The sequence below is a fragment of the Rothia mucilaginosa genome, from assembly GCF_049990865.1.
Taxonomy (GTDB): Bacteria; Actinomycetota; Actinomycetes; order Actinomycetales; family Micrococcaceae; genus Rothia; species Rothia mucilaginosa_I.
In genome coordinates, this window is sequence record NZ_CP188231.1 from 1342010 (window position 1) to 1367530 (window position 25521).

A 25521-nucleotide genomic window follows, 5' to 3' on the forward strand; every position below is an offset into this window, starting at 1 on the left:
TGCCACGGATCCGTCGTGGCGACTACACGAAAAAGGTTCAGGGGTGGGACACCATTACCATCCCACCCCCGAGAAGAACCCGCAAAAAGCACCCCGGTCACCCGAGACGCCCCCTGCAAGCAACGTCCTAAGAGTCTGCCAGCTGGGCGGCAACAGCGTTCGCAAACGCATCACCGCGCACCGCATAATTCTTGAACTGGTCCATCGACGCAGACGCGGGAGCCATCAGCACGGTATCGCCCGGATGCGCCAGCTCAGCAGCCTTCGCAACGGCCGCGTTCATCACGGCAATGCCGTCCGAAGAATCAGCCACAGCGGCGGTCATATTGTAGGTCGGAACCTGCGGAGCGTGGTTAGCCAACGCAGACTTCAACGCCGCAGTATCAGTACCGATAATCAGCACAGCCTTCAGGCGCTGAGCATGAGCAGCAATCAGCTCATCGTACTCAACACCCTTCGACAGGCCGCCAGCAATCCATACCAGAGACGGGTAGCCGCTCATCGACGCATTCGCGGCGTGAGGATTCGTAGCCTTCGAATCGTTCACCCACATGATGTCGTTCGCGTAGCCCACCAGCTGGTTACGGTGCGCACCGGTCTTGAAGGAACGCAGGCCAGCGCCCACAGCCTTCGGGTCAATATCAGCCGCACGGCACAGAGCCGCAGCCGCCAGAGCGTTCTCCACGGTGTGCTTCGCCGGCATCTTACCCGGTGCCGGAGCCAAATCCTCCAGAACCGCCAGCTCGTACGCCTCGTTGTAACGGTTCTTCAAGAAGGCGCGATCCACCATGATGTCCTCAGCCAGGCCGAGCATCGATACGGCGGGCATCTCAGTGGAGCTGAAGCCAATCGCGCGAGCGCCCTCAATGACGTCCGCATTCTCGACCATGCGCAGGGTGTCTACGTGGTCGGTGTTGAAGATGCAGGCGACCTGAGTGTGCTCGTACACGCGCGCCTTATCGGCCTTGTAGGCGTCGAAGGAGCCGTGCCAGTCCACGTGATCCTCAGCGATGTTCAGAACCACCGAAGCGTACGGGGACATCGAGTAGGTCCAGTGCAGCTGGAAGCTGGACAGCTCCACCGCGAAGAACTCGTAGGGCTCATCGTCGGCAATCGCGTACACGATGGGCATGCCCACGTTACCCACCTGAATAGACTTCTTACCGGCGGCCTTCAGGATGGAATCAACCATACCCACGGTGGTGGTCTTACCGTTCGTACCGGTCAGGCACAGCCACTTGGGGGTCAGGCGGTCGTTGCGCTCATTCAGGCGCCACGCCAGCTCCACATCGCCCCAAATCTGGATGCGACGCTCATAAGCGTCCAGCATGACCGGGTGGTCGGGACGCACGCCCGGGGAGGTCACCACGAGCTCGGGTTCCTGACCGTCCACCAGGGGCAGTGCACGCATGTGCTCGGGCCCGAACAGGCCCTCAACATTGCCGTAGGCGTTCTTGTAAATCTCGATGCGCTCACGCTTCTCCGGGGTATCTGCCCCGTCGATGACAACGATATGTACACCCAGCTGGGCGAGCACATCGGTCACGGCGTCGCCGCTGGTGCCCATGCCCACCACGACCACGCGCAGGTTAGCCCAGGGGGCACCCCAGTGAGTTAGCTCCGCGAGGCGCTCGTTCTCATACACCGGGTTTACCGCAATAGCGGCGGCGTTCGCTTCAATGCGAGCGGCATCCGGCTGTTCATTAGTTGACATTAGTGAATCACTCCAGACGTCTGCGAGAACCAGTCACCGAAGAACAGCGCCAGGGCAACGAGCACGCAGAGGGCGTTGACAACCCAGAGGCGGAACACGGAGTTCACTTCGCCGCTGCTGACGGTACCGGGGGCAATGCCTCGCTTATCAATTGAGTACTTGCCGTTGACGCCGACCTTCTCCATGTGGTGGTGGAAGGGGGTCATACGGAAGTAGCGGTGCGCGTGCAGGGGCTTCTCCCCCGCTGCGACCGAACGCTTACGGCTGGTCTTGAACACGAACTTCTGCACGATCACAGAGAACACTTCCAGCACGGGAATCAGGGCGATGACCAGCAGAAGCAGCTCGGTGCGGGTGAACAGCGCGAAAGCAACCATTGCGCCGCCGAGCGCCAGGGAGCCGGAGTCACCCATGAAGATCTGTGCCTTCGACACGTTCCACCAGAGGAAGCCAGCCAGCGAACCCACCAGGGATGCGGCAATCAGCGCCAGCGAACCGGGGTCGCGCACATCGTAGCAGGCGGTGCCGGCGCCAGCGGAGCAGGCGTGCACGTACTGCCAAATGCTGATGGTCAGGTAGCCGGAGAAGATGGTCATCATGATGCCACCAGCCAGGCCGTCCAGACCATCGGTAAAGTTCACAGCGTTCGTACCGGACAGGGAAATGATGGTAATCCACGCAACCATCAGGATGCTGCCGAAGACCGCGCCCGCCGCGAACAGGTCGATGGGCAGGTCACGTACGAAAGAGATAGCGGTCGACGCCGGGCGAGCACCCGACTCGTTCGGGAACTGGAACGCCAAGTACGCAAAAGGCAGGGTCACAGCCAGCAGACCAATGGTCTTCTGCTTCTCGGTCAGACCCTCATTGCCCTTATTGCGGAACTTCATGATGTCGTCCGCCGCGCCCACACCGAGCATACCCAGGGTGAAGGCGATAGTCAGCCACGCGGTAGCGGTCGGTACCGGTGCGGTACCGAAGAGCAGGGCGCTCACCGCCAGGGTCAAGAAGTAGGCGAGAATCGCCGCGGGGATGAAAATCAGACCCGCCATGGTGGGGGTGCCCGCCTTATACTGGTGGGCTGCCGGGCCTTCCTCACGGATGAGCTGGCCAAGCTTGAGGGACTTCATCTTCTTGATGAACACCGGCAGCGCGGTGAGGGAGATGAGGAATCCGAAGATTCCAGCAATCAGCACGGTAATCATAAAGCGCTACCCTTCGTTCGTGGTCTGTTCGGTCGAGGTACGGTCGCCGTTAGCGGCACCGTCCAGGTGAGCGGCAAGGTGGTCACTCAAATCGGTGGTTTCAACGAAGTCACCGGCAGAAAGCCAGGTCGGTGCCTGCTCTTCCTCAGCGCCAAAGGTGTACTCGGCGAAAGCAACCTGGTCGCCCAGAATGCCCAGCTTCGCGCCGTTCGAGGACTTGAAGAGCACAATATCGCCGGGGCGAACCTCAGCGCGCAGAATCTGCTCTGCCTCTTCCGGGGTCTTCACCCAGGTCGCCTCATTACCCCAAGAACCTTCCAGGTGAGCCGCATTGTAGATGGGCTTCGTCTCGTCACCCACAGCAATCAGCTTGGAGATGTTCATGCGCACCACGAGGCGGCCGATGCGGTCGTGCTCCTCCACGGAGGCGTCACCGAGCTCCAGCATGGCACCCAGAACAGCCCAGGTGCGGTGCGGCTGACCGGTCGCCGGGTCAACGGTGCGGCCCAGCTGCGCCAGAGTGCGCAGTGCAGCCGCCATCGACTCGGGGTTCGCGTTGTAGGCGTCGTTAATGACAGTCACGCCGTCGGCACGGTCGGTGCGGGCCATACGCCACTTCGAAGCTGCCGCCGCCTTGTTGAGCGCGCGAGCAATCTTCTCGCCCGAAATACCGCTGTTGTAGGCGATCGTCGCCGCAGCCAGCAGGTTGTACACATGGTGCTCACCGATCAGCTGCGAGGAAATCTCGTACTCGCTACCGTCGGGCAGGCGCAGAGTGAACTCGGGGCAGCCAGCGTCGGTGGTGTGCAGGTTCAGCGCCGCCACGTAGCGTTCGTAGGGCTGACCGTTCGCGTCGGTCTTCTCACCCACGCCAAAGTAAGTAATGGGGGCAACCGAACGCGACGCCATGCGCAACACGCGCTCATCGTCAGCGTTCAGAGCCAGGGAACCGGTCGGCTGAACGCCCTCAGCCAGCTCACCCTTAGTGCGCTCAATATTGTCCACACCGCCGAATTCGCCAGCGTGCGCGGTACCAACCTTCAGAATCGCACCGTGATCGGGGTGCGCAATATTCGCCAGGTACTCGATGTTACCCACGTGGTCCGCACCCATCTCAATAACCAGGTAGCGGGTGGACTCATCCGCACGGAACACCGTCAGAGGCACGCCCACCTCACTGTTGTAGGAGCCAACCGGGGCAACAGTCGGGCCCTCCGGGGTGAAAATGGCGGCAAGAAGGTCCTTGGTGGTGGTCTTACCGGCAGAACCGGTAATACCGATAACGGTCAGCTCACCCTGAGCACGCATCTGCTCAATGGAGTAGCGCGCCAAATCGCCCATCGCCAGCACCACATCGGGCACCTGGATGCTCGGGTACGGCACACCCTGCTCGTCGAGTACCTCACGCTCGACCAGTGCCAGAGTCGCACCCTTCTCAAACGCCATGGGGATGAACCTGTGGCCGTCAGTGACCATGCCGGGCTTCGCCACGAACAGGGTACCGGTCTGCACCTCGCGGGAGTCGGTGGTGGCGAAGTCTGCGAACACCTGCTCCTCACGGCCATCCAGGCCGATAGCGGTGCCGCCGGTTGCCTCAATAATCTGGGCGGCGCTGAGCTTAATCATTCTTCACCATACCTTCAGCGGTCTTAGAGTCACTTTCATCGAGCATGCGCTGGTAATCAGGCAGAATCTCGAAGCCGTGCGCGCGCAGGGCACGGGCGGTTTCAACGCGGTCATCCAGGGCAATATCCACGCCGTCAACATCCTGTTCGGTTTCATGGCCGCGGCCAGCAATCAGGATGGCATCGTGCTCGCTCGCCAGGGCAATTGCCGCCTCAATAGCGGCGGCACGCGGAGCGATATTCAGGATCTGGGTGGCTCGGCGGTTCTCAGCCTTCTGCGCACCCTCCTCAACGGCGGCACGAATCGGCTCGGGTGCCTCACCGTGCGGGTCGTCATCAGTCACGACCACAATATCCGCGTACTGCGCAGCAATCGCGCCCATAATCGGGCGCTTGAGCTGGTCACGTTCACCGGTCGCACCGAAAACAATCATGACCTTACCCTCACCGGGGCGGTCCATTGCCTCCAGGGCACGGGTCAGACCGTCCGGGTTGTGGGCGAAGTCCACAATCGCGTGCGGCGCCAAAGAAATCAGCTGCATACGACCCGGAACCACCGGAGTCAGAGCCGCACCGGACGCCAGCTCGGGCAGCAGACGCTCACGCTCAGCGGAGTCAGTGTCCAGGTACGCCATGAGAGCCGCCAGCGCAGCATTCGAAACGTTAAAGTCAGCGGGCAGGCCGGTGTAACATTCAACGCTCTCACCGGCACCATTAGCCACGTGGAAGCGGTGGCCCAGGCCCTCACGCTGAACCTTCACCACAGCCCAGTCGCGGGGACCGAACTCTGCGGGCACCTCAGCCAGACCGGCACCGCGGGCAGTCACCAGACGGTGAACCTGCTCAGCACCCATCTGCTCGCAAGCGGTGGAGAACATCTTCTCGCCCCACTTGTCATCAGCAGTAATCACAGCCAGCTCAGCACGCTCAGGGGTGAACAGCTGAGCCTTCGACTCAAAGTAATGCTCCATAGTGCCGTGCAGATCCAGGTGGTCCTGAGTCAGGTTCGTGAAGCCCGCAACCGCATACTTCACACCGTCCACACGGTGGTAATCAATCGCGTGCGAGGACACCTCCATCGCCGCGCAACGCACCTGCTGCTGGCCCATAATCGTGAGCAGAGAATGAACGTGAGGAGACTCCGGGGTGGTCATCTTCGAAGGAACCGACACACCATCAATCAGAATCTGAATAGTGCCAATCAGACCGGTCTTCACACCCAAACCGGTGCGGAACACCGACTCCAGCATGTAGGTGGAGGTGGTCTTACCGTTCGTACCGGTCACCGCATATCGGTGAGTATCAGGGAACGACGCCGAACCATAAATCAGCGCCGCCAACGGACCCACGTACTCGCGCAGGTTCTCCGTCACCAGGACAGGCACCGGCGCCTCACCCAGCAGCTGCGCACCGGCAGCGTCCGTCAAAATAGCGGAAGCGCCCAGCTTCAACGCACCCTCAGCGAACTGCGCACCGTGCACTTTAGCACCGGGCAGAGCCACGTACAGGTCCTGCGGGCGAACACCTCGGGAGTCCATGCTAATACCGGTAACCTCAACAGAATCACCGGATTCAGAACCCTGAACGCCGCTAACCGGCTGGGAACTCACCTGAGCACCCAATCCCTGCAGATGTTCGCGAAGGTGCGCCAAACTCACCGGGCGCACAGAATTCGGGCGCAGAGTCTGAGCGTCGCCGCCCAGCAGGTTCTGGCCGGGTGCGTGAGATGCGGTATCCATCGTCCTTCTTTCCTCTCCGCTGTCCGAAGCGGTGAGCTCTGTATGGTCAATGCGCTCAAGGCACACAGGGTCATTCAATATTCTACGGGCTTTAGGCTTCGACAGGTGTTCAGTCCCGGGGCTTCTTCATCACGAATCAGCTACCGGGCGCCTCTCCCCCGTCTGCCCTTAGCCCGTCTTATTGGGGCTGTCCTCAGCAAAAATCGGAATCAGATCCGGCTCTCCGGTAGAACGCGGCACATTATAGGTGTGCAGGGTCTTCTCCATAATCTTGGAGAACTCAGCCGTCGTACCGTTCGCACCCACGCTACCCTCAGGACGCTGCATGGTCACCGCCACCAAGAACTGCGGGTTCTCAATCGGCGCCACACCAATAAAGGACGTCGTGTTGCCGTCGTAGCCGCCCTTCTCACTCGGAGTTTCCGCAGTACCGGTCTTACCGCCCACGCGGTAGCCGGTCACCTTCGCCGGACGGGCGTGGCCTTGCTCCACCACATTCTCCATGAGAGTCAGGCAGGAAGCGGCAGTCTCCTCGCTGACCATGCGTTCGCCAGGCTCTACGGCACGCTTATGTTCGGTACCGTCGGCGTCAATGATCGCGTCCACAATGCGCGGCTTCAGACGAACGCCCTTATTGCCCAGCGCCTGGAAAATCATGGCGGTCTGCAGCGGAGTCTGCGCAACACCCTGACCGAACAGCACAGTGTACTGCTGACGGCCATCCCAATCACGCCAATCAGCGATTATACCCTGCTCCTCACCGGTCAGCTCAATGCCGGTAAACTCGCCGACGCCGTACTTCTTCAACCAGTTGTAGCGCTCTTCCTTGCTGAGCTTCTGACCGACCAGCACCGTACCGGTGTTCATCGAGTCATGAATAATGCCCGAGAAAGTACGCCGCTGCGCCCCGTGCTCAAACGCATCCTTGAAAGTCTGGCCGTCAATCGTGAGGGTCGCGGGCACATCATACACACTAGTCGGAGTCGTCAGGCCCTGCTCAATCAACGCAGAAGAAGTCAGCATCTTCTCGGTCGAACCGGGCTCCACGTTCTGCGAAATAGCGCGCGGGGTCATATCCGCCGCATCCTCAATGGTTGCCGCACCCGGGTCCATCGTGGAGGAATCAGCAAGAGCCAAAATCGAGCCGTCACGCACATCCATAACAATGGCGGTACACCACTCAGCTTTCAGCTCCTCAGCGCGGGCACGCACTACCTGCTGCGCAAAATACTGCACGTCACGGTTAATGGTCAGACGAATATTCTTACCGTCCACCGCCAGGCGCTGCTCTTCCTTCGCCACGGGGATACGCACACCATCAGCACTAATCTCGTAGGTGCGCTCACCGGGGGTACCGGCAAGCTCCTTCTCGAAGACACGCTCAATGCCCACCGAGAAGTTACGCGAAACCGTACCGCCCTTGCCGTTGCCGTCAGCCTCTTCAACAATGTTGTACTTGCCGACCACGGAGCCACCCACACTGCCGTTGGGGTACAGGCGCTGGGAGAACGCCTCACCGTAGATGAAGGGCGCACCCAGCGCATCAATCTTATTGAAAATCTCCGGGGTGATATTTGCCTTAATCACCGAGTACTTGGAGGTGCCGTCCAGCTTAGACTTGATGAACTCGTCGGTAATGCCCGGATCAACGGTCTTGAGAATATCGACCATCTCGTACACCAGCTGGTTGGGGGTGACCTCAACCTTCTGGGTGCGGTCCTCGTTGTAACGCTTGAAGGTCGCCACGGCACTCTGATCAGCAGTCAGGTTGTAACGCTGCACGGTACGCGCCATAACGTTGCCGTTGATATCGAGAATCTGACCGCGCACAGCAGGCAACACCTGCGAGCGCAGACGCTTCTGACGGGACGCATTCGCCACCGCACCGGGGTCAAAACCCTGGCGGATAAACAGGTTCGCACCGATAACGCCCAGAGCGCAGGTGGCAGCGGCACCTGCAACAAAGCCACGGCGGGTCAGATCCGGCTGACCGGATGCCGATTCGTTCGCGTTCTTACGCGCGTCGGAGCTCATGCGGTGGTCCTTTCGCTGGTCTAGTCTATCGGTGATGCTACGCATCCTGTGGTCAATGGTGTTTATCGTGTAGCCTGGCTTGCCGCGGGGCTAGCGGCAGGACTGGGCTGCTGAGCGGCGCTCGGTGCGGCGGACGCGGCGGGGCTAGCAGGTGCACTCGGTGCAGGGTTAGCCTGCTGAGCGGGGTTAGCCTGCTGAGCGGGGCTTGCCGAGGCGCTTGCAGACGCCTTAGCCGCAGCACTCGCCTGGCTGTGTCGCTGCTGAACAGACTTGTCAGCCTCCACAATGCCCTTGGCGTAGCTTTCGTTCGAGCCGGCCGCCGGAGGCGCAATCAGGTTCTCCTGCTTAGACCCTTCAGCACCGGTCGGGCTTGCCACCGGGGCGGGCGTGCCCTCAATCGTGGAGGACTGCAGGTTCAGAGTCGCCTGCGAAGAGCTCACAAACATACCCAGGGTACTTGCTCGAATCGCCAAATCCTGCGGGGCTTCCTTGAAGCCAATCTCCTGCTGCAGCGCCTGGTTTTCTTGCACAAGCTGCTGCTCCTGCGCACGCAAATCCACCATGTCGTACTGGCGGCTCACAATCAGCACGTTGAGCAGCAGAATAAAGATCAGGGTCAGCGGGATTGCCGCGAAGACAGCGAGCATCGTGGGCGGGCTGAGCTTACGTGCTCGGCGGCGCACAGTGGACAGCGGGTTACGCTGCTTAGGCTTCTCTTCTCGGGTCTCTTCGGTGCGGGCTGCCGCACGGACGCTCGAGGGAACACGGCTTGCGTTCGTTGAGGTGCGCTTACCGCCGTGCGAAGCAGCGGTACTGGCGGGGCGGACCACCGGCTGGGAGGCGGTGACCGGCTCCAGACGCGCGGTGCGGGTGCGGCCGGAGTGGGCTCGGGTGGAGGCGCGGCTCGCCCCGGTAGAGCCGCCGGTAGAGCCAGTAGAGGATGCGCGGGTAGAGCCAACGGCGCCGGGGGTGCCGGCGGCAGGGCGCGAGGAACCGGCGCGTCGACTCCGCGGGGCGCCCTGGGTGCGGGTGGGGCGCTGGGATGCGTGCTGGGTGCTCACTCTTCTTCGCTTTCTGTCTTCTACTTGGCGGGGATGCGGATCTTCTCGGCGGCGCGCAGCTTGGCGCTGGCGGCGCGGGAGTTCTGTTCGATTTCCTCGTCGGTAGGCGGTTCGGCGCCTCGGGTAATGATTTTGACGGTGGGCTTGTGCTCTTCAAGCTCTACCGGGAAGCCCTTAGGCGCCTTGGAGGTTGCCTCTGCGGTCAGTGCCCTCTTGACGATTTTGTCTTCGAGGCTGTGGTAGCTCATGGCGACGAATCGGCCGCCGAGGTTGAGCGCCTCCAGGGCTGCCGGTACGGCGCGTTCGAGGGCTTCAAGCTCGTGGTTCACTTCGATGCGCAACGCCTGGAAGGTGCGCTTGGCGGGGTGGCCGCCGGTGCGCTGCGCGGCGACGGGCACAGCCTTCTGAATAATACGTACGAGCTCACCGGTGGTTTCCAGGGGTGCGTTGGCGCGGGCGGTGCAGATGGCGCGGGCAATACGCGATGCGAACTTCTCTTCGCCCCAGTTGCGGATAATACGGCGCAGCTGGTCTTCACTGTATTCGTTAACGACGATGCGGGCGGTGAGCTCGTCTTCGGAGTTCATGCGCATGTCCAGGGGCGCATCGTAGGAGTAGGCGAAGCCGCGGGTGCGTTCATCCAGCTGCATGGAGGAGACGCCCAGGTCCATCAGGATGCCGTCGATGCCCTGCACGCCGGCGGTTTCCATGGCGCGGTCAATTTCGTCGTAGACGGCGTGGACGGGCACGAAGCGTTCGCCGAAGCGTGCCAGGCGCTCACCGGCGATGGCGTGTGCCTGCAGGTCGCGGTCAATACCAATCAGCACAAGGTTTTCGAAGCGTTCAAGCAGAGCCTCAGAGTGGCCACCCATACCGAGGGTGCCATCAATGACGTAGGCGGTGCCTCGCTCCTCGACGGCGCGCTCAATGCCCGGTGCCAGCAGGTTAATGCAGCGGTCCAGCATGACGGGCACGTGGCGTTCACTGGCTTCACGCTGGGAGAGGTTCTCAACGGATGCGCCGGTCACCTTGGCGGCAGCGCCGGAGGCGGTCGTACCGGTTTCGGGGGCGTGTTCTACGCTCATGGGTGCTCCTGTGAGAGTTTGTCCTGCGGGAAGGCTTACGGAAGAGTGGTGCGGGTGCTAGAGATGCCGGGGCGGTAGCCGTCGCGTCGGCGGGATGCCGGTTAGAGCAGCGGGCTGAACGGGTCCTCGTCGAGGGCAGCGAATTCAGCTTCGGTGCGGGCGAGGTACTCTTCCCAGGCCGCTGCATCCCAGATTTCTGCGCGGGTTCCGGATCCGATGACGACGAGATTGTCGGTCAGTCCTGCGTATTGGCGCAGTATCGGCGGGATGGTGATGCGTCCCTGCTTGTCGGGCAGTTCGTCGGAGGCTCCTGAGAGGAAAACTCGCAGGAAGTCTCGGGCGGCTCGTCCCGGCAGGGGCGCGGTGCGCATCCGTTCGTGGATGCGTTCAAATTCTGCGGCGGGGAAAACGTACAGGCATCGTTCTTGACCGCGGGTCAGAACGAGGCCTGCTGAGAGTTCCTCACGGAATTTGGCGGGAAGGATGATGCGTCCTTTGGCGTCCATTCGTGGTGAGTAGGTACCTAGGAACATTCACTTCACCTCCCCGATGTGTGCCGTTGCGCTAAAGTCTGCGGGAGCGGGGTTGCTCCACGAATCCTGTAGGTGCCGGTGGCGGGGTGTGCCGGGCCGGCGCCTCCGCCGCGTGTTTGAGGGCACGGCGATAGGACTGACTTTCAGCTTTCCTCTCCACTTTACCCCACTTTCCACCACCTACCCCACCCGGCAGAGTATCTTTTAGTGTTTTTATGCTCTCTTCTGCATTTTTAACGCTGACGCACAGCTTCTACACAGCTTCGGGCGTGTGTGCTCAGTGCTCCACCCTCATCATGCTTGCCATACCCAGACTCAATGACGGGGCTAGTTTCAGGGGGTTAGTTTCGGGGTTTGGCGTGCTCCGCTCACCAGCCCCTCATACTTCCGTCTCTCATCAGTTCGGGCATACTCGCTAGTTCGGGTATAGTCACTAGTTCTTCGGGCATAGAAAAAGCGGAGGTAAGAGAATTCTTACCTCCGCTTAATCAGTATTGAGTCAGTCTTGAGTTTTGAGATTCTCGCATCGGGGGTCAGCCCTATGAGATGAGCCGCGAAGCTTCTGCACCCTGAATGCTTTAGAACTGAACGCTTTAGAGCTGACCGTTATTACGCTCATCCCAACGGTCTTCCAGGCGGTTCATGAACGAAGACCGCTCCTTCTGTTCGCGCTGACGCACACGGGCTGCACCTTCTGCCTTACCACCGAGGAAGGAATCTACCGGGGTCTTCTTGCTGGTGGTTGCGAAGTACACGCCACCGGCCGCAAAGAGGAAGCCGAATACACCCAGCCAAATCATGTTAGATGCGACCGCACCAATAATAATGCCCAGGCCAATAAGAACGAAGAGAATACCGAGAGCCAAGTGGCGAGCGCTAAAGACCGGCGCAGTATTGCCGGTTGAAGACATGGAGGAGGCAAAGTGCGGATCCTCATTGCTCATGAGTTCTTCGAGCTGGTCCAGAACCTTCTGTTCACGCTCGGACAGTGCCATCGTTTTCTCCTTTGAGGTGTCTTTGCTCAAGATGACGTCGGTATCAACCGGGTTAGAACCGGGTTAGCTAGTGTATCAGCTGGCGCGGTGAGCGCTTCTTGCCGGTCGTATGGGTCGTATGCTTCCCATCGTACCGCGCCGGGTGGGGTTGGCGCATTCTTTTTCGGTCAGAAGCTCTTTATGTCTTTCTCCCGCCTTCCGCGGAGGTGTTCCTCACCCGCACTTTACGAGTAACCGGCTGCGATATAGCCGCTGACCATGCTATGGCCCAGGCTGTATCGACTCCCCAGTTGTTGCCCCTCAGCTATTTTTCATCGTGGCTCTTTTCTTCGATATTCTTCTCTTCGATATTCTTCTCAGGCGCGGCAACTCCGGAGGCGGGTTTGAGGCTTTCCTGCGAGTACTTGCGGTGAATGGCGTCCATGACGTGCTCCACCTCGGACCATCTGCCGCTTTTCACGAGGCGAGCACCAGACCCCAGGCTATTGCCCGCTCCCCCGCCGCCGCCTCGTTGCGCAGAGGCAGTTTGTGCGGAGCCGATTTTTGCCGAGCTGGTTTGTGCGGAAGCGGTTTGTGCGGAGCGTGAGCTTGCCCCGCTCTCGATGGAGTCGAAGAGGGTTTGTTGCACCCCGTCTTCTGCGCGGGCGAGTTTTTCGGCGCGCACTCCGATGAGTCGCAGGGCGCGGGGTGCATCCTGCCCTACCAAGATTCCGTCTGCGCGCAGTGCTTCCAACGCTAAGGAAGCAATCTGCATACCGGAGTCTACGGGCACGTTCAGGGCAATAGCGCGGGTGTGCGTTTCGAAGGTGCTGTAGCGGATTTTGAGGCTGAGCCCTCCGGCGAGTTTCCCGGCGGCACGCAGGCGTTTTCCCAGCTTGAGGCTCAGCTCCCGAATAGCAGCACTAATCTTCCGAGCATCGGTCGTATCCGTCTCGAAGGTATGCTCACCGCCCATGCTTTTCTCTTCGCGTTCGGTGATCACGGGGCGTTCGTCAATGCCGCGCGCCATGGCCCAAAGGTGCTCACCCTGGGCGGTGCCAAAGCGTTCTTTGAGCCAGTCCAGGCTCATTGACCTCATCTGGGCGATGGTGTGAATACCGTATCGGGAGAGCTGCCCGGTACTTTTCGCGCCCACACCCCACAGGTCGGAAACTTTTCTCGGGTCAAGAAATTCTTGAACGCGCTCGGGCGGGATGACCCACAGCCCGTTCGGTTTACTACCGGTGGAGGCCATTTTGGCGAGTAGTTTATTGGGCGCAACCCCCGCGGAGGAGGGCAGGGAGAGTTCCTGCGCGATGCGGTCGCGAGCGCGCTGCGCCAGGGCAACGGGGTCTTGGCCGTGCAGATATGCGCCGGTTAGGTCCACGAAGGCTTCATCCACGCTAACCTGTTCAACGTAGGGGCTCAGATCGTTCAGGATTGCCATGACGGCGCGGGAGTAGTGCCGGTAGTCGCCGCGCAGCGGCAGGACGGTGGCGTTGGGGCTGAGGTTCCGGGCGCGGCTGAGCGGCATGCCGGAGCGCACTCCGTGAGCGCGCGCCTCGTAGGAGGCGGAGCAGACGACCGAACGGGGCCCCAGGGGCGCCACGATAATGGGTTCGCCGCGCAGAGCGGGGTTTTCGAGAAGTTCGACGTTGACGAAGAAAGCGTCCATGTCCAGGTGCATAATGACGCGACTGTTCCTTGCGCCGCCGTTCTTTGCACCGTTGCTCTTGCCGGTTCGTGCCTGCCCCATGTCGCCTCCTCTCATAGCTTCTACGCCCACCTACCGAAAATATAGCACATTTCTACGAAAAATAGAGGCAATCCATCGTAAACATGTTCGTAAATGCGTTCTCTTGGGCTTTTCTCCACTAAGCTAGAAGAAGTGCACACCGCACCCCATCAGGACCGTACACAGCGACCTTCAGCGAGGATAGTATGACTCCCCCTTCTCCTTCCGGAGCACCCACTCCCCAGGCGACCGAGAGCCTCACCGTAGCGGCACCGAATATCCCGGCGGCTTCTGCGCACCTCGCTGAGCGTATTGCTGAAGAGCAGCGAGCCTACCTGCACGCTTTTGACACTCTCATGGCTGAGTTTTTTACCCGCCAGCGCGAGCTACTCGAGAGCATTTCTGCCGAAACTCTACCCCTGCTTGAGGCTATTGAGTCCCTCTCCACCGGCGGCAAGCGCCTGCGTGCCCTGCTGAGCTACTGGGGTTGGCGAGGTGCCGGAGGCGCACCCGTCACCGAGAACCGCGCGTCCTGGTCCATTGTGAAGGCGGGCATGGCGGTGGAGCTGTTCCAGACCTCCGCGCTGATTCACGACGACATTATCGACCGCTCCGATACCCGCCGCGGCGCTCCCTCCGTGCACAAGCGTTTCGAGGCGGCGCACGAGCAGAATAGCTGGCGCGGTGATGCTTTCAACTACGGTCTGACCGGCGGTATTCTTGCGGGAGATCTGACCCTGGCGTGGTCTGCCGAGGTTTTCGCGTCCCTGGGTGAGGGGGTAATCTACGGCGCCCCCGCACGCACTATTTTTGACCGGATGCGCACCGAGGTTCTGGCGGGTCAGTACCTGGACGTCTACTCCGAGGTTCTCGAAACCGAGGATGCTCAGGCGGCTCTGCAGCGTGCCCTGAACGTGATTCGTTTCAAGTCCGCCAAGTACTCGTGCGAGCACCCCTTCACGATTGGTGGCGCTCTGGCTCTGCAGGCTACCGCGCTGGAGAACGGCGCCGGTGCTGTGAGCGAGCAGCACCCGGTACTTGTCGGTTACCGCGCGTTTGGTCTGCCGCTGGGTGAGGGCTTCCAGCTGCGTGATGACGAGCTGGGCGTCTTCGGTCAGCCCGAGGTAACCGGTAAGCCCGCCGGCGATGACCTGCGTGAGGGTAAGCGTACCGTCTTGGTGGCGCTCACCTCCGCCGCCCTCGATGAGAAGGATGCGGCGCTTCTGCACAATAGCTTGGGCGACCCTGATCTGAGTGACGAGCAGGTGGAGCGCATCCGTGAGCTGATGGTTTCTTCGGGTGCTTTCGCCAAGCATGAGCAGCTGATTGGGCAGAAGTCTCAGGCTGTGTTTGAGACGCTGGAGGCGATGAACCTGGACGAGCTGGTGCACGCGGCGCTGACCGATATTGTGGGCCGTGCACTGCGCCGTAAGGCATAGAAGGTCACTACAGTTATAGACGTTAAATAGTTGAGGCGGCATACCGGAGTATGCCGCCTCAACGTATTGAGCTATCGTGCCGGATCGGTGTCACCAAGTAGGTGCCACCTAGCAGGCGCTACCAAGCCGGTGTTACCAAGCTAGTATTACCAAGCCAGTGCCTGCGCACGGCGACGAATTTCAGTCTTACGACCGTCGATCAGTGCGTCGATGGGACGGCCGGGCAGGGACTCATCGTTGGTGTACAGCCACACGATGGCTTCTTCATCGCTAAAGCCGGAATCCTTCAGGACAACGAGGGTGCCCTTGAGGGATTCGAGAACTCGCGAACCGTTCAGGAACAGTGCGGGTACCTTGCGCACGTTGGTTTCCGGGTCGCGCAGTGCGATGAGCGTACCGTCAGAAATCAGGTTGTGTACGCGGGTCACCTTCAGGTCGAGGGCCTGCGCAATTTCGGGGATAGTTACCCAATCGCCGACGAGGGCGAAGGTCTGAGCAATATTTTCGTTAGTCACCTTTTAAGAGTGCCAGAGCTGGCACGTATTTACCACTTTTGACCCGCCGCGCCTTCGGTGCCCCTCCCGGCTTCTTTCGTTATTGTGCGCTGCCGCGGTTCGTGAGCCGGAGCCGGGTCCACCTGCGCTTCTTAAGAATTCGCTGAGTGTTCACCTGCCAGGCCCCCTGTGGCATCGCGTCTCTCCAGGTGGGCGGGCTAAAATGTTGAGACGTATGAATACTCCCAGCCCGCGCCGGATTTCTCCCGTGAACCCTCGTTCTTCTTCTAATACTTCTGTTCCTCCCGCCACTCGTCCCGCTGCCTCTGATACCGCTATCGGTTCTTCGCAGTGGCTCAGTGGCGCCATTATTGAGGGTCATTACCAGGTGGGTTCGCTCATTGGCCGCGGCGGCATGAGCGAGGTGTATTATGCGTTGGACCTGTGGTCGAATAACCCGGTCGCGCTCAAGGTCCTCTCCCCCGCTCTGGCTGAGGATGCGGCGAACCGCCAGAAGTTCCACCGCGAAGAGCGTTCGATGCGCCAGGTGGGTGGCGGCGGGCATACGGTGGGCGTGATTTCTTCGGGTACCGAATATTTTTCGGGCAAGATGGTCATGTACATCGTCTTGGAGTATGTGCACGGCTGCACCCTGAGTCAGCTGCTGCGTGTGCGTAATGCTCTGTCCCTGGGTGAGGCTCTGGATATCCTCATTCCGGTGGTGGAGGCGCTCTCGGAGGTGCACGCGAACCGCTACCTGCACGGCGATATTAAGCCGGGCAATATTCTGCTGGACGCTAACGGCCAGGCGAAGCTCACGGACTTCGGTCTTTCTCGCCGTGATGATCAGGTGGATGCGGGCGCCCCCATGGGTACCCCCGCTTACGTTGCGCCGGAGGTCCTGGACCCGAAGGTGAAGGTCGGCGCGCAGGCCGATATTTTTGCGCTCGGCGTGATGATGTACCGCATGCTTTCAGGTCGTCTGCCCTTTGTGGGTCTGGAGAATGACCAGCAGGTGCTCTACCACAACGCCAACATTGAGATGCCCGCGCTGACCGATGTTGCGCCGGGTGCGGACCGCGATATTGCGGGGCTGATTTCGTGGTGTACCCGCAAGCAGCCTCACGCCCGCCCGGAGGATGCGACCGAGCTGTTTACGGCTCTGCTGGAGATTTCTGAGTCGCTGGGTGAGTCCGAGCGTGCCTGGCGTGCCCCCTCGTGCCCGGAGCCGGAGCTTCCCCTCTGGGAGGCTGTTGCCGATATTGCGGAGCGTAGCGGCGCCGCACAGATGGTCCGCAACACCCCGATTAGTGCTTTTAGCGATGCCCGCGATCTGCTGGCGTACGATGTGTACTCCCCCGACAGCCTCGTGTACGATACCTCGGCAACCGGTCAGGGCGTGCACCTTGCCGATGTGGACGCTGAGGACTCCGTGCTGAACCGCCAGGGTATTCCGCCGCTGGTGAGTTCCACCTCCGATGATGACGACTCTGAGGCTGACCAGGAGCAAGATGGTGCAACGGGTAAAACCGGCAAGCGTGGCCTGGGCTCGTTCATGGGCCGCCGCGCATCCGCCGCGAAGGGCCCGCTGACTCAGTCCGTTGGCATTGGTCCACAGACGGAGCAGGAGTTCATCTCAGCTCACGGCGAGTACGCACCGATTCATGCCGAGCGTTCGTTGAGCCCTTCGGAGTCGCGACGTTCGAAGGCTAAGGGCTCGGCGAGCGCATCTGAGGCGGAGGAGTCTGCGGGTACTTCTGATGATTCCGAGCAGTCTGCGCAGAAGGATCCTCGCCTACCCGCCAAGCAGTTTAGGACTCCGCCTTCGGGTATGGCTGTGGGCGGTTGGGCCCTGGCGCTGATCCTGCTGGGTATGGGTTCAAGCTTTACCGGTTGGTGGCTTGCGACCTCGCTGGTGCAGTCGCAGTGGTGGCGTAACGTTGAGGCGTTCCTGACCTTCTAGCGCCTGTAGCGCCGCTCTTCTGTCGCACCATGCTTCTGCCGCGCCGCTCTTCTGCCGTGCGCTGGTTAAACGCAAAGCCCGGGTCTTCACTCCCAATGAGCGAAGACCCGGGCATTGTTATATCGGCGTTATATCTGCTGTTTTCCGCCGCCTATTGCGGCGAGACGCATGAGCGTTTTATGCGCGGTTCTTGAGGTACTCGGAGACCAGGAACGCGATTTCCAGGGACTGCGAGTGGTTCAGACGCGGGTCGCACAGGGACTCGTAGCGGTCAGCCAGTGCTGCCTCGTCGATAGCATCGGAGCCGCCCAGGCATTCGGTCACGTCGTCGCCGGTCATTTCCACGTGGATACCGCCGGGGAACGAGCCCAGTGCCTCGTGCACCTCGAAGAAGCCGCGAACCTCGTCGAGCACGTCGTCAAAGCGGCGGGTCTTGTAGCCGGAGGGCACGGAGATGGTGTTGCCGTGCATCGGGTCGGTGACCCATACGACCTTCGCACCTTCAGCCTGAACGCCCTCAACGATTGCGGGCAGCTTCTCGCGGATGTTCTTGGCACCCATGCGGGTGATGAAGGTCAGGCGGCCGGGCTCGCGGTTCGGGTCGAGCTTATCAATCAGGGCGAGTGCGTCCTCTGCGGTGGTGCTGGGGCCCAGCTTCACGCCGATGGGGTTGCGGACCTTGGAGAGGAAGTCGACGTGTGCATCGTCGACGCCGCGGGTGCGCTCGCCAATCCACAGGAAGTGTGCGGAGGTGTCGTAGGGCAGCTGGGTGCGCGAGTCGATGCGGGTGAGGGCACGCTCGTAGTCCAGCACGAGCGCCTCGTGGCCGACGTACAGGTCGGTGGTCTTGAGCGCTTCGAAGTTAACGCCGCAGGCTTCCATGAACTTGAGGGCACGGCCGATTTCGTTGGCGGTCTTCTCGTAGCGTTCATGCGCGGGGTTGGAGGTGAAGCCGCGGTTCCACTGGTGCACGGCGCGCAGGTCTGCGAAGCCGCCCTTGGTGAAGGCGCGCACCAGGTTCAGGGTGGATGCGCTGGTGTGGTAGCCGCGCAGCATGCGCTTGGGGTCGTGTACGCGGGCTTCGGGGGTGAAGTCGAAACCATTGACGGTCTCACCGCGGAAGGAGGGCAGGGTGACGTCGCCGCGGGTTTCCATATCTGCGGAACGGGGCTTAGAGAACTGACCCGCCATGCGGCCCATCTTCACCACGGGCATGGAGGCGCCGTAGGTGAGCACTGCAGACATCTGCAGGATGGTCTTGACGCGGCCGGAGATCTTGTCGGCGGTTGCACCCGCGAAGGTTTCTGCGCAGTCGCCGCCCTGCAGGAGGAATGCGCGGCCTTCAGCAACCTCACCGAGTGCCTGGCGCATGGCGTCGACCTCACCAGCGAAGACGAGCGGCGGTACCGAGTTCAGCTCGGCGATGGTGCTCTCAAAATCTTCGTGCTCGCTCCAGGTGGGCTGCTGGTCAATGTGCAGCTGACGCCAGGTGTCCAGGCCGTGGTCGGGGGCCTGCGAGGTGCTGAGGTTTTGATTGCTCATCTTCACTCCATCGGGATGGTCTTGTGCGTTTTCTGATTCAGCCCCGTTTCGGGCGCCCGGCGCGCCGTGTGCGGCGTGCCGACTTACGATTCTTCAAGCTGAATAGACCTAATTGTACTCTTGCTTGCTTCAACACCTAACCCCAAGGTCAGGTACATCTCACATGTTTAGATAGCGTCCCGGTGTCGGTGATAGGTGTCGACGATAAGCGGGTTGATGAGCAGCGGGTTAATGGGAACGGTTGCAGAACGGCATACGAAAGGGCGGGAGGCGGTATGTACCGCATCCCGCCCTCTGGCGTATGTGGGCGCCCGGGGAGCTGTCCCAGGGAGCTGGAGCTGTCTCAGGGTGCTGTCTCAATGTTTAGTGCTGCAGGTGTGCGATTGCCTCGTCAGCGCTCATGTTCTTATCAGCCATGAGTTTCTTGACGCGGTCGGCGTACACGTCCACGTATTCCTGGCCGCTCAGGGCACGGATTTCAGCACCGATACGGTCGGCGATTTCACGCTGAACGCGGTGGCTCATGTCTGAGCCGTCGGTGTATTCCTCGAAGGTGAGGGGCTTGCCGATGATGGTGCGCACCCGAATGGGCTTGCCGTCACGGCGCAGGCGGATACGGTTCGAGCCGGAGGGCTGAATCAGGTCGGTACCAATCTGGCCGACGGGTACTACGGGCACGCCGGTTTCTAGGGCGAGGCGGGCGACACCGACCTTGGGGCGGTAGCCGCGTCCGTCGGGGCTACGGGTGCCTTCGGGGTAGATGCCAATGACGCCACCATCCTTGAGGACCTGCGCGCCGGCATTGAGGGATTCCTGGCTCTTCTGGCCGCCCGAACGGTCCATGGGAAGCTGACCGACACCGCGGAAGAACGCCGCCATGGCGCGACCCTTCACGCCGGGGGTGGTGAAGTAGTCGCTCTTGGCGAGGAAGTTTACGGTGCGCGGCATGGCGAGAGGAATAAAAATGGAGTCGCAGAACGCCAGGTGGTTACTGGCGACAATGTAGGGCCCCTCGGGCAGATTTTCGAGGCCCACCACGTCATGGTGGTACAGTCCCCGCAACAGGGGAGAGCCAAGAATCTTGAGCGTTGAATAGAGGGCGGTGTTAGGCATGGGGTCTCCTCTCTGAATGTTCCCGGCTCAATTCTAGCGTGTCTGGAGAGGCGCGAGAGAACGCGCGATAATTAAAGAAAAGAGAACGATTTTTCTGCGCACGGGTGTATCGGGTGCGCTGGGGGCGATATATCAGCACCGGTGCTGTATCTGCGGTAGCCGGTCGGGGTACGCTAAAAAGCCTCACCTGCGCTCGTATTCGCGCAGGTTGGCGAAGGAGGACCATGAGCATTTTCGATAACTCGCTGGAACCGCTCAAGCGGATGCGCCGCAAGGCTCGCGAGCGCAGGCTTCTTGCGACCCAAAATGTTAAGGATTCCCTGACACGTCGCCTCCGGGAGAACCAGGAAGCCTTCGACCACTCCCCCGTATCTTTTACCCCTGATTCGGCGCAGCATCCTGTGGGTATTTTGCTGGTGCATGGTTTTACGGGTTCGCCGCACAGTATGCGCCCGGTGGCTCAGCGTTTTATGGAGCTCGGCTATGCGGTGGAGATGCCCGTGCTGACCGGTCACGCGACCCGTTGGCAGGATTTGCGTGATAGCACGTACCAGCAGTGGCTGGCTTCTGCCGAGCAGGGGTACCGCCGCCTGGCTGATCAGGGGCTGCAGGTGGTGGTCATTGGCATGTCCATGGGTGGCACAGTGGCGACTCATCTGTCGGCTCGTCTGCCGGTGGTGGGCACGGTGCTGATTAACCCCTACATGGTGGATGTGAACCCGATGATGCGCCACGCGGGTAAGGTCTCGAAGGTTCTGCCGGTGCTCAAGGCGATTGGTTCCGATATTGCGGTTCCTGGTGTGAATGAGGGTGCTTATTCGCTGGTTCCGACGGCGGCGGTGCATCAGCTGCATCTTTTGGGCGCTGAGACTCGTGCCCTGATTCCGCAGTTGAAGTCGCCGGTTCTGTATTTGCGTTCACTGGGTGATCATACTGTGTCGGATAGCTCCCACAAATATTTTCTCGAACATTGTTCAGTTCCTGTAGAATTTAGGTGGCTGACCCGCAGCTACCATGTGGCAACCCTGGACTATGACGCCGAGTATCTTCTCTCTACTGTTCAAGCTTTTGTCGCATCCCTAAACCACTAAATTCTGAAGGTTCCACCCGCTCCAAACCGGCGAATGCATCACCCGCCGCGGTGGGCGGAACCATCAGAAAGCCATCACGGCACCTCGAGAAATTGAGGACAGCCCGCGGCCCGGACCGCCCGAGCTGACGCCCTGATTCGAAAGGCGCATTATGAAAGTCTTCTCCACTCCCGCTGAGGTTCTTGTCGACCCCTCGCTGAACCTGACAAGCATTGTTGAGCGCCACCGTGCCGATAGTTCCAATCCGGTGCTGTACCGCCGTCAGATGTCTCCGGGTAACTGGCAGCCTGTTCGCGCCCAGCAGTTCCACCAGATGGTGACCGACCTGGCTAAGGGCTTGATTGCCTCTGGCATCCGCCCGGGTGACCGCGTGGGCATTATGAGCCGCACCCGTTTTGAGTGGACCGTCATCGACTTTGCGATTTGGTATGCCGGCGCTGTCTCCGTGCCGGTGTATGAGACGAACGCCGCCGCCCAGGCGGCGTGGGCACTGTCCCATTCTGAGGCTGTCGCAATCTTCGTCGAGGATGAGAAACTCCTGAATCGTGTGGCTGAGGCTGAGGAATTTGCCTCCACGACTGAGGAACCCATGCAGTTGAAGCACCGCTGGGTCATTGAGAACGGCGACCTTGACGTTTTGAGTGCTCGCGCGTCCGAGGTGAGCGATGAGCAGCTGGAGCAGGTACGTTCCGCAGCCGGTTGTGATGACCTCGCGACCATTGTGTACACCTCCGGTACGACCGGTCGCCCCAAGGGTTGCGCGCTGACTCACGGCCATTTCCTGAACCTGAGTGTCAACACCAGGATGGTCGAACCGGAGATTGCGAACCCCCGCAACTCCTCCATCCTTTTCTTGCCGCTGGCACACGTTCTGGCGCGCCTGATTCAGGTGCTGGCGCTGGATGCTGGCCTGGTTATCGGTCACTCCCCCAATATTAAGAACCTGGCTGCTGACTTGGATAGCTTCAAGCCGACCATGCTGCTGGTGGTGCCCCGCGTCTTTGAGAAGGTGTACGAGGGCGCCATGGCGAAGGCGGCTAAGGGCGGTAAGTTCAATAAGGCTCTCTTTGAGCGTTCCACCGACATTGCGGTGCGCTGGTCGCAGGCGAAGGTTGAGGGCCGTGTCCCGCTGAAGCTGGCGGCGCAGTACGCTCTGTACGACAAGTTGGTCTACTCCAAGCTGCGTGTAGCCCTGGGCGGCGAGCTGCGTTACGCGGTCTCCGGCGGCGGTCCCCTCGGCGAGCGCCTGGCGCACTTCTTCCACGCGGTGGGTGTGCAGGTGGTTGAGGGTTACGGTCTGACCGAGACCTGCGCCCCGATTGCGGCTGGCCGCATCAACCCGTACCAGATTGGCATGATCGGCCCGCTCATCCCCGGTTCCGAAGGCTATATCGCTGAGGACGGCGAGCTTCTGGTTCGTGGTGTGGGCGTGATTAGCAGCTACTACAAGAACCCCGAAGAGGACGCTCAGGCGTTCACTGAGGACGGTTGGTTCCGTACCGGTGACCTGGCTCGTTTCGACGAGCGCGGCTACCTGAAGATTGTGGGCCGCAAGAAGGAAATCATTGTCACCGCCGGCGGTAAGAACGTGATTCCGGGTATTGCGGAGACTCATCTGCGTACCTCTCCCCTGGTTTCTCAGGCGATGCTGATTGGCGATGAGAAGCCGTTCATTGCGGCTCTGGTGACCCTGGATCCGGATACCCTACCCGAGCAGTTGGAGCATCTGGGTCTGCCGCGTTCGCTTTCCATCCCGGAGGCTGCTGTTCACCCGGCGGTTCGTGCCGCGATTCAGAAGCTCGTGGACGAGGCGAACCAGCTGGTTTCCCGCGCCGAGGGTATTCGCGAGTTCCGCATTATGAACCGCGACTTGACCGAGGCGGACGGCTATCTGACTCCTTCGCAGAAGCTGCGCCGCGCGAAGATTCTGCAGGACTTCTCCTCCTACGTGGATGAGATGTACGGCAAGGTTTCCGATAGCACCTCGGATTCTTTGGCTCGTCTGCAGGAGTACGCGGCGGAGCAGTCTGAGAAGTTCGCTGAACTGCGTGAGCAGGCGGCTGAGCGTCTGCACGAGTACGCGGATCATCAGGCGGAGCGTCTTGCCGAGCTACGTGAGCAGGCGGCTGAGAAGTTTGAGGAGCTGCGTGAGCAGACCGCCGAGATGATGCAGAAGCCTCATGAAGAGAAGGATAAGGACTCTTCCGCCGAGGATTCTTCCACTGAGGACTCTTCCGCAGCGGCTCCCGCTGAGAAGCCCGCACAGGTTGAGAAGAAGACTGCTACAGAGCAGAGCTCTCAGAAGTCTGAGGGCGACAACGCATAACCGGCTCTGGCTTTCCATATACGAGAGGCCATAAACAAGAGGAGGGGGTCGTATCGTTTAGGTACGACCCCCTCCTCTTGTTTGCACGCTAGAAGCCTAGGCTTGCTAGAAACCTCGGCTTCCGGGTGTTATTTAGCCGTCGTTAGCTGGCGGATTCTTAGTTGGCGGGCTCGTCAAATTCCAGGCCGAGCAGCGCGTTCTCAACGATTTCGGTCAGTGCCGGGTGAATCCAGTACTGGCCGCGTGCGAGGGTGCGCGCATCCATGCCGAAGCTCATTGCCTGCAGTAGCGGCTGGATGAGCACGGAGGACTCTTCACCGACCAGGTGTGCACCGAGCAGCTCGCCGTTGTCCTTGCGGGCGATGAGCTTGCACAGGCCGATCTTGTCTTCCATTGCCCAGCCGTAGGCGGTGTCGCCAAAGTTCTGTGCCTTGACGGTAATCTCAAAACCTTCACGCTCGGCCGCCTGGCGTGCCTGCTCTTCGGTCATGCCGACCACGGCGATCTGCGGGTTGCTGAAGACCGCGCCGGGTACGTAGCGGTGGTCGCTGGCACGCAGGTCCTCGGGATGGCTGAGGTTGTGCTGCACAACGCGTGCTTCGTGGTTTGCCACGTGCTTGAGCTGGTAGCGGCTGGACACGTCGCCGAGGGCGTAGACGCCAGGTACGGGTGCGCCGTTGTAGAGCACGCGCTGGTACTTATCGACGCTGAGCTGGCCGCCGTCCTGCACGTCGAAGTAGTTCTTCGCGTTGAGGGTGTCGGTGTTGGGGCGGCGACCGGTCGCCACGAGCACTGCGTCTGCCGGGATTTCGAGCAGTTCTTCACCATTCTCGGAGGTGCGCTTAGCTACGACGGTCACGCTGCCGTCGGCGTTCTCACGGATTTCGGAGAGGGACGCGTTCTTGACAATGTTCCACTGCTTGCTTGCGGCTTCTTCAAAACGCGCCACGATCTCTTCGTCCACACCGCGCAGCAGGCGGGAGGAGCGGTTCAGCTGGGTTACTTCGGTGCCGAATGCGGAGAAAACATGGGAGAATTCTGCCGCAATCACGCCGCCGCCGATGACGACCATGCGGGCGGGCAGTTCGTCCATGCGCATGACGTTGTCGTTGGTGTAGACCTTAGCGGAGTCGATACCGGGCACGGGAGGCAGCACGGCGCGCGAACCTGCCGCAATGACAATCTGGCGGCCCTGCAGGCGGGTGCCGTCGGTCAGCTCGACGGTGTGGGAGCCGACGAAGTGCGTATACTGGTCGTAGAAATCGACGTTGGGCAGAGCGGCACGCCAGTCGCGGCCGCCTTCAGAGATCTGGTCGATGCGGGAGGCGAAGATGCGGTCACGAATCTGCGCCCAGTGCACGGCGTCTACGTGTGCGTCGACGCCCAGGTGCTTGACCTCGCGGGTCTTCTGCGCGATGGTCGCCGGGTAGACGTACATCTTGGTGGGGATGCAGCCAACGTTCAGGCAGGTGCCGCCGAAGATACCGCCGTCGATGAGGGCGACCTTCTTGTCGTCCCATTCGGGGCCGATGAGGGTGTTGCCGGATCCCGAGCCGATGACGATGAGGTCGTACTGTGCTACGCCGTCAATGCGTTCTACGTTCTCGATGCTCATGTGGTCCTCTCGTTAATGGTGTTGAGGCTGGGCTCATTCCCAGCGTGCCCCTCGATGACGGGCTTATTCCTGTTATTGCCACTATAACGTGTACGGGCGGCACGCTATTCCCGCTATCTCGTGTCATTGGTGACGGATATGCGAAAGTGCGCCGTCCCAAAGAACGTAGCGTTGAGATCGCAGCGGTTCTTTGAGACGACGCACTCAAGCATTAAAACCATGTGAGCCCGCGG

18 protein-coding genes are annotated in these 25521 nt (G+C 60.8%); 4 read left to right on the forward strand and 14 right to left on the reverse strand.

Annotation, left to right across the window (positions count from 1 at the left end; all coding sequences use genetic code 11):
- Positions 1 to 127: 127 nt before the first annotated feature.
- The 10 genes from murD to dinB all read right to left on the reverse strand — a co-directional run bounded on the left by murD (position 128) and on the right by dinB (position 13726).
- Positions 128 to 1714 carry a UDP-N-acetylmuramoyl-L-alanine--D-glutamate ligase gene (murD, locus tag ACP3RB_RS05240; RefSeq protein ID WP_426698715.1) on the reverse strand — a complete coding sequence of 529 codons (1587 nt, stop codon included), beginning with the start codon at positions 1712 to 1714 and terminating at the stop codon, positions 128 to 130.
- Positions 1714 to 2919, reverse strand: a complete 1206-nt coding sequence (mraY, locus tag ACP3RB_RS05245; protein ID WP_426698716.1) for a phospho-N-acetylmuramoyl-pentapeptide-transferase — start codon at positions 2917 to 2919, stop codon at positions 1714 to 1716. Before mraY ends, murD begins: the two co-directional genes overlap by 1 nt.
- Positions 2920 to 2925: 6 nt before the next feature.
- Positions 2926 to 4545, reverse strand: a complete 1620-nt coding sequence (locus tag ACP3RB_RS05250) for a UDP-N-acetylmuramoyl-tripeptide--D-alanyl-D-alanine ligase (RefSeq protein WP_426698717.1) — start codon at positions 4543 to 4545, stop codon at positions 2926 to 2928.
- Positions 4538 to 6283: a UDP-N-acetylmuramoyl-L-alanyl-D-glutamate--2,6-diaminopimelate ligase gene (locus tag ACP3RB_RS05255; protein WP_426698718.1), complete on the reverse strand. Its 1746-nt coding sequence runs from the start codon at positions 6281 to 6283 to the stop codon at positions 4538 to 4540. The genes ACP3RB_RS05250 and ACP3RB_RS05255 overlap by 8 nt, the downstream gene beginning before the upstream one ends.
- A 168-nt stretch (positions 6284 to 6451) precedes the next feature.
- Positions 6452 to 8317 carry a peptidoglycan D,D-transpeptidase FtsI family protein gene (locus tag ACP3RB_RS05260; RefSeq protein ID WP_426698719.1) on the reverse strand — a complete coding sequence of 622 codons (1866 nt, stop codon included), beginning with the start codon at positions 8315 to 8317 and terminating at the stop codon, positions 6452 to 6454.
- Between the two features lie 62 nt (positions 8318 to 8379).
- Positions 8380 to 9378 (reverse strand): amino acid ABC transporter ATPase, encoded by a 999-nt coding sequence (locus ACP3RB_RS05265; protein ID WP_426698720.1) that lies wholly within the window; start codon positions 9376 to 9378, stop codon positions 8380 to 8382.
- Between the two features lie 20 nt (positions 9379 to 9398).
- Entirely contained in the window at positions 9399 to 10463 is a 1065-nt protein-coding gene (gene rsmH / locus ACP3RB_RS05270; RefSeq protein ID WP_426698721.1) for a 16S rRNA (cytosine(1402)-N(4))-methyltransferase RsmH, read from the reverse strand.
- Positions 10464 to 10564: 101 nt separating this feature from the next.
- Positions 10565 to 10996 carry a division/cell wall cluster transcriptional repressor MraZ gene (gene mraZ, locus ACP3RB_RS05275; protein ID WP_005506565.1) on the reverse strand — a complete coding sequence of 144 codons (432 nt, stop codon included), beginning with the start codon at positions 10994 to 10996 and terminating at the stop codon, positions 10565 to 10567.
- Between the two features lie 593 nt (positions 10997 to 11589).
- On the reverse strand, positions 11590 to 11991 hold the full coding sequence (locus tag ACP3RB_RS05280) for a DUF3040 domain-containing protein (protein ID WP_049337555.1): 402 nt from the start codon (positions 11989 to 11991) through the stop codon (positions 11590 to 11592).
- Positions 11992 to 12295: 304 nt separating this feature from the next.
- Positions 12296 to 13726 carry a DNA polymerase IV gene (gene dinB / locus ACP3RB_RS05285; RefSeq protein ID WP_426698722.1) on the reverse strand — a complete coding sequence of 477 codons (1431 nt, stop codon included), beginning with the start codon at positions 13724 to 13726 and terminating at the stop codon, positions 12296 to 12298.
- Between the two features lie 185 nt (positions 13727 to 13911).
- On the opposite strand from dinB, the gene ACP3RB_RS05290 reads away from it, so the two are divergent.
- Complete coding sequence (locus ACP3RB_RS05290; protein ID WP_426698723.1) at positions 13912 to 15144, forward strand: polyprenyl synthetase family protein; 1233 nt, start codon at positions 13912 to 13914, stop codon at positions 15142 to 15144.
- 146 nt (positions 15145 to 15290) lie between these two features.
- Here ACP3RB_RS05290 and ACP3RB_RS05295 read toward each other — a convergent pair whose 3' ends face one another.
- Entirely contained in the window at positions 15291 to 15659 is a 369-nt protein-coding gene (locus ACP3RB_RS05295; protein WP_060823681.1) for an Rv2175c family DNA-binding protein, read from the reverse strand.
- Between the two features lie 214 nt (positions 15660 to 15873).
- Between ACP3RB_RS05295 and ACP3RB_RS05300 the strand changes: the two genes are divergently transcribed.
- Entirely contained in the window at positions 15874 to 17601 is a 1728-nt protein-coding gene (locus ACP3RB_RS05300; protein ID WP_426698724.1) for a serine/threonine protein kinase, read from the forward strand.
- 177 nt (positions 17602 to 17778) lie between these two features.
- Here ACP3RB_RS05300 and ACP3RB_RS05305 read toward each other — a convergent pair whose 3' ends face one another.
- On the reverse strand, positions 17779 to 19143 hold the full coding sequence (locus ACP3RB_RS05305; protein ID WP_311648031.1) for a class II 3-deoxy-7-phosphoheptulonate synthase: 1365 nt from the start codon (positions 19141 to 19143) through the stop codon (positions 17779 to 17781).
- A gap of 363 nt (positions 19144 to 19506) precedes the next feature.
- A complete protein-coding gene (locus tag ACP3RB_RS05310) occupies positions 19507 to 20256 on the reverse strand; it encodes a lysophospholipid acyltransferase family protein (RefSeq protein ID WP_424826811.1) in 750 nt (249 codons plus the stop codon).
- A gap of 224 nt (positions 20257 to 20480) precedes the next feature.
- Between ACP3RB_RS05310 and ACP3RB_RS05315 the strand changes: the two genes are divergently transcribed.
- Complete coding sequence (locus tag ACP3RB_RS05315; protein ID WP_426698725.1) at positions 20481 to 21347, forward strand: alpha/beta hydrolase; 867 nt, start codon at positions 20481 to 20483, stop codon at positions 21345 to 21347.
- 151 nt (positions 21348 to 21498) lie between these two features.
- Complete coding sequence (locus ACP3RB_RS05320; protein WP_424826809.1) at positions 21499 to 23673, forward strand: AMP-binding protein; 2175 nt, start codon at positions 21499 to 21501, stop codon at positions 23671 to 23673.
- Between the two features lie 157 nt (positions 23674 to 23830).
- Here the strand turns inward: ACP3RB_RS05320 and ACP3RB_RS05325 are convergent, their stop codons facing one another.
- Positions 23831 to 25288, reverse strand: coding sequence for a mycothione reductase (locus ACP3RB_RS05325; RefSeq protein WP_424826808.1), 1458 nt, complete (start codon positions 25286 to 25288; stop codon positions 23831 to 23833).
- Positions 25289 to 25521: the final 233 nt, after the last annotated feature.

Coding starts and splice junctions, on each gene's coding strand:
- ACP3RB_RS05325 (WP_424826808.1), bottom strand. CDS start 25,288: ATGAGCATCGAGAACGTAGAACGCATTGACGGCGTAGCACAGTACGAC.
- mraY (WP_426698716.1), bottom strand. CDS start 2,919: ATGATTACCGTGCTGATTGCTGGAATCTTCGGATTCCTCATCTCCCTC.
- ACP3RB_RS05255 (WP_426698718.1), bottom strand. CDS start 6,283: ATGGATACCGCATCTCACGCACCCGGCCAGAACCTGCTGGGCGGCGAC.
- ACP3RB_RS05315 (WP_426698725.1), top strand. CDS start 20,481: ATGAGCATTTTCGATAACTCGCTGGAACCGCTCAAGCGGATGCGCCGC.
- mraZ (WP_005506565.1), bottom strand. CDS start 10,996: ATGTTCCTAGGTACCTACTCACCACGAATGGACGCCAAAGGACGCATC.
- ACP3RB_RS05300 (WP_426698724.1), top strand. CDS start 15,874: ATGAATACTCCCAGCCCGCGCCGGATTTCTCCCGTGAACCCTCGTTCT.
- dinB (WP_426698722.1), bottom strand. CDS start 13,726: ATGGGGCAGGCACGAACCGGCAAGAGCAACGGTGCAAAGAACGGCGGC.
- ACP3RB_RS05280 (WP_049337555.1), bottom strand. CDS start 11,991: ATGGCACTGTCCGAGCGTGAACAGAAGGTTCTGGACCAGCTCGAAGAA.
- ACP3RB_RS05310 (WP_424826811.1), bottom strand. CDS start 20,256: ATGCCTAACACCGCCCTCTATTCAACGCTCAAGATTCTTGGCTCTCCC.
- ACP3RB_RS05305 (WP_311648031.1), bottom strand. CDS start 19,143: ATGAGCAATCAAAACCTCAGCACCTCGCAGGCCCCCGACCACGGCCTG.
- murD (WP_426698715.1), bottom strand. CDS start 1,714: ATGTCAACTAATGAACAGCCGGATGCCGCTCGCATTGAAGCGAACGCC.
- ACP3RB_RS05260 (WP_426698719.1), bottom strand. CDS start 8,317: ATGAGCTCCGACGCGCGTAAGAACGCGAACGAATCGGCATCCGGTCAG.
- rsmH (WP_426698721.1), bottom strand. CDS start 10,463: ATGAGCGTAGAACACGCCCCCGAAACCGGTACGACCGCCTCCGGCGCT.
- ACP3RB_RS05250 (WP_426698717.1), bottom strand. CDS start 4,545: ATGATTAAGCTCAGCGCCGCCCAGATTATTGAGGCAACCGGCGGCACC.
- ACP3RB_RS05290 (WP_426698723.1), top strand. CDS start 13,912: ATGACTCCCCCTTCTCCTTCCGGAGCACCCACTCCCCAGGCGACCGAG.
- ACP3RB_RS05320 (WP_424826809.1), top strand. CDS start 21,499: ATGAAAGTCTTCTCCACTCCCGCTGAGGTTCTTGTCGACCCCTCGCTG.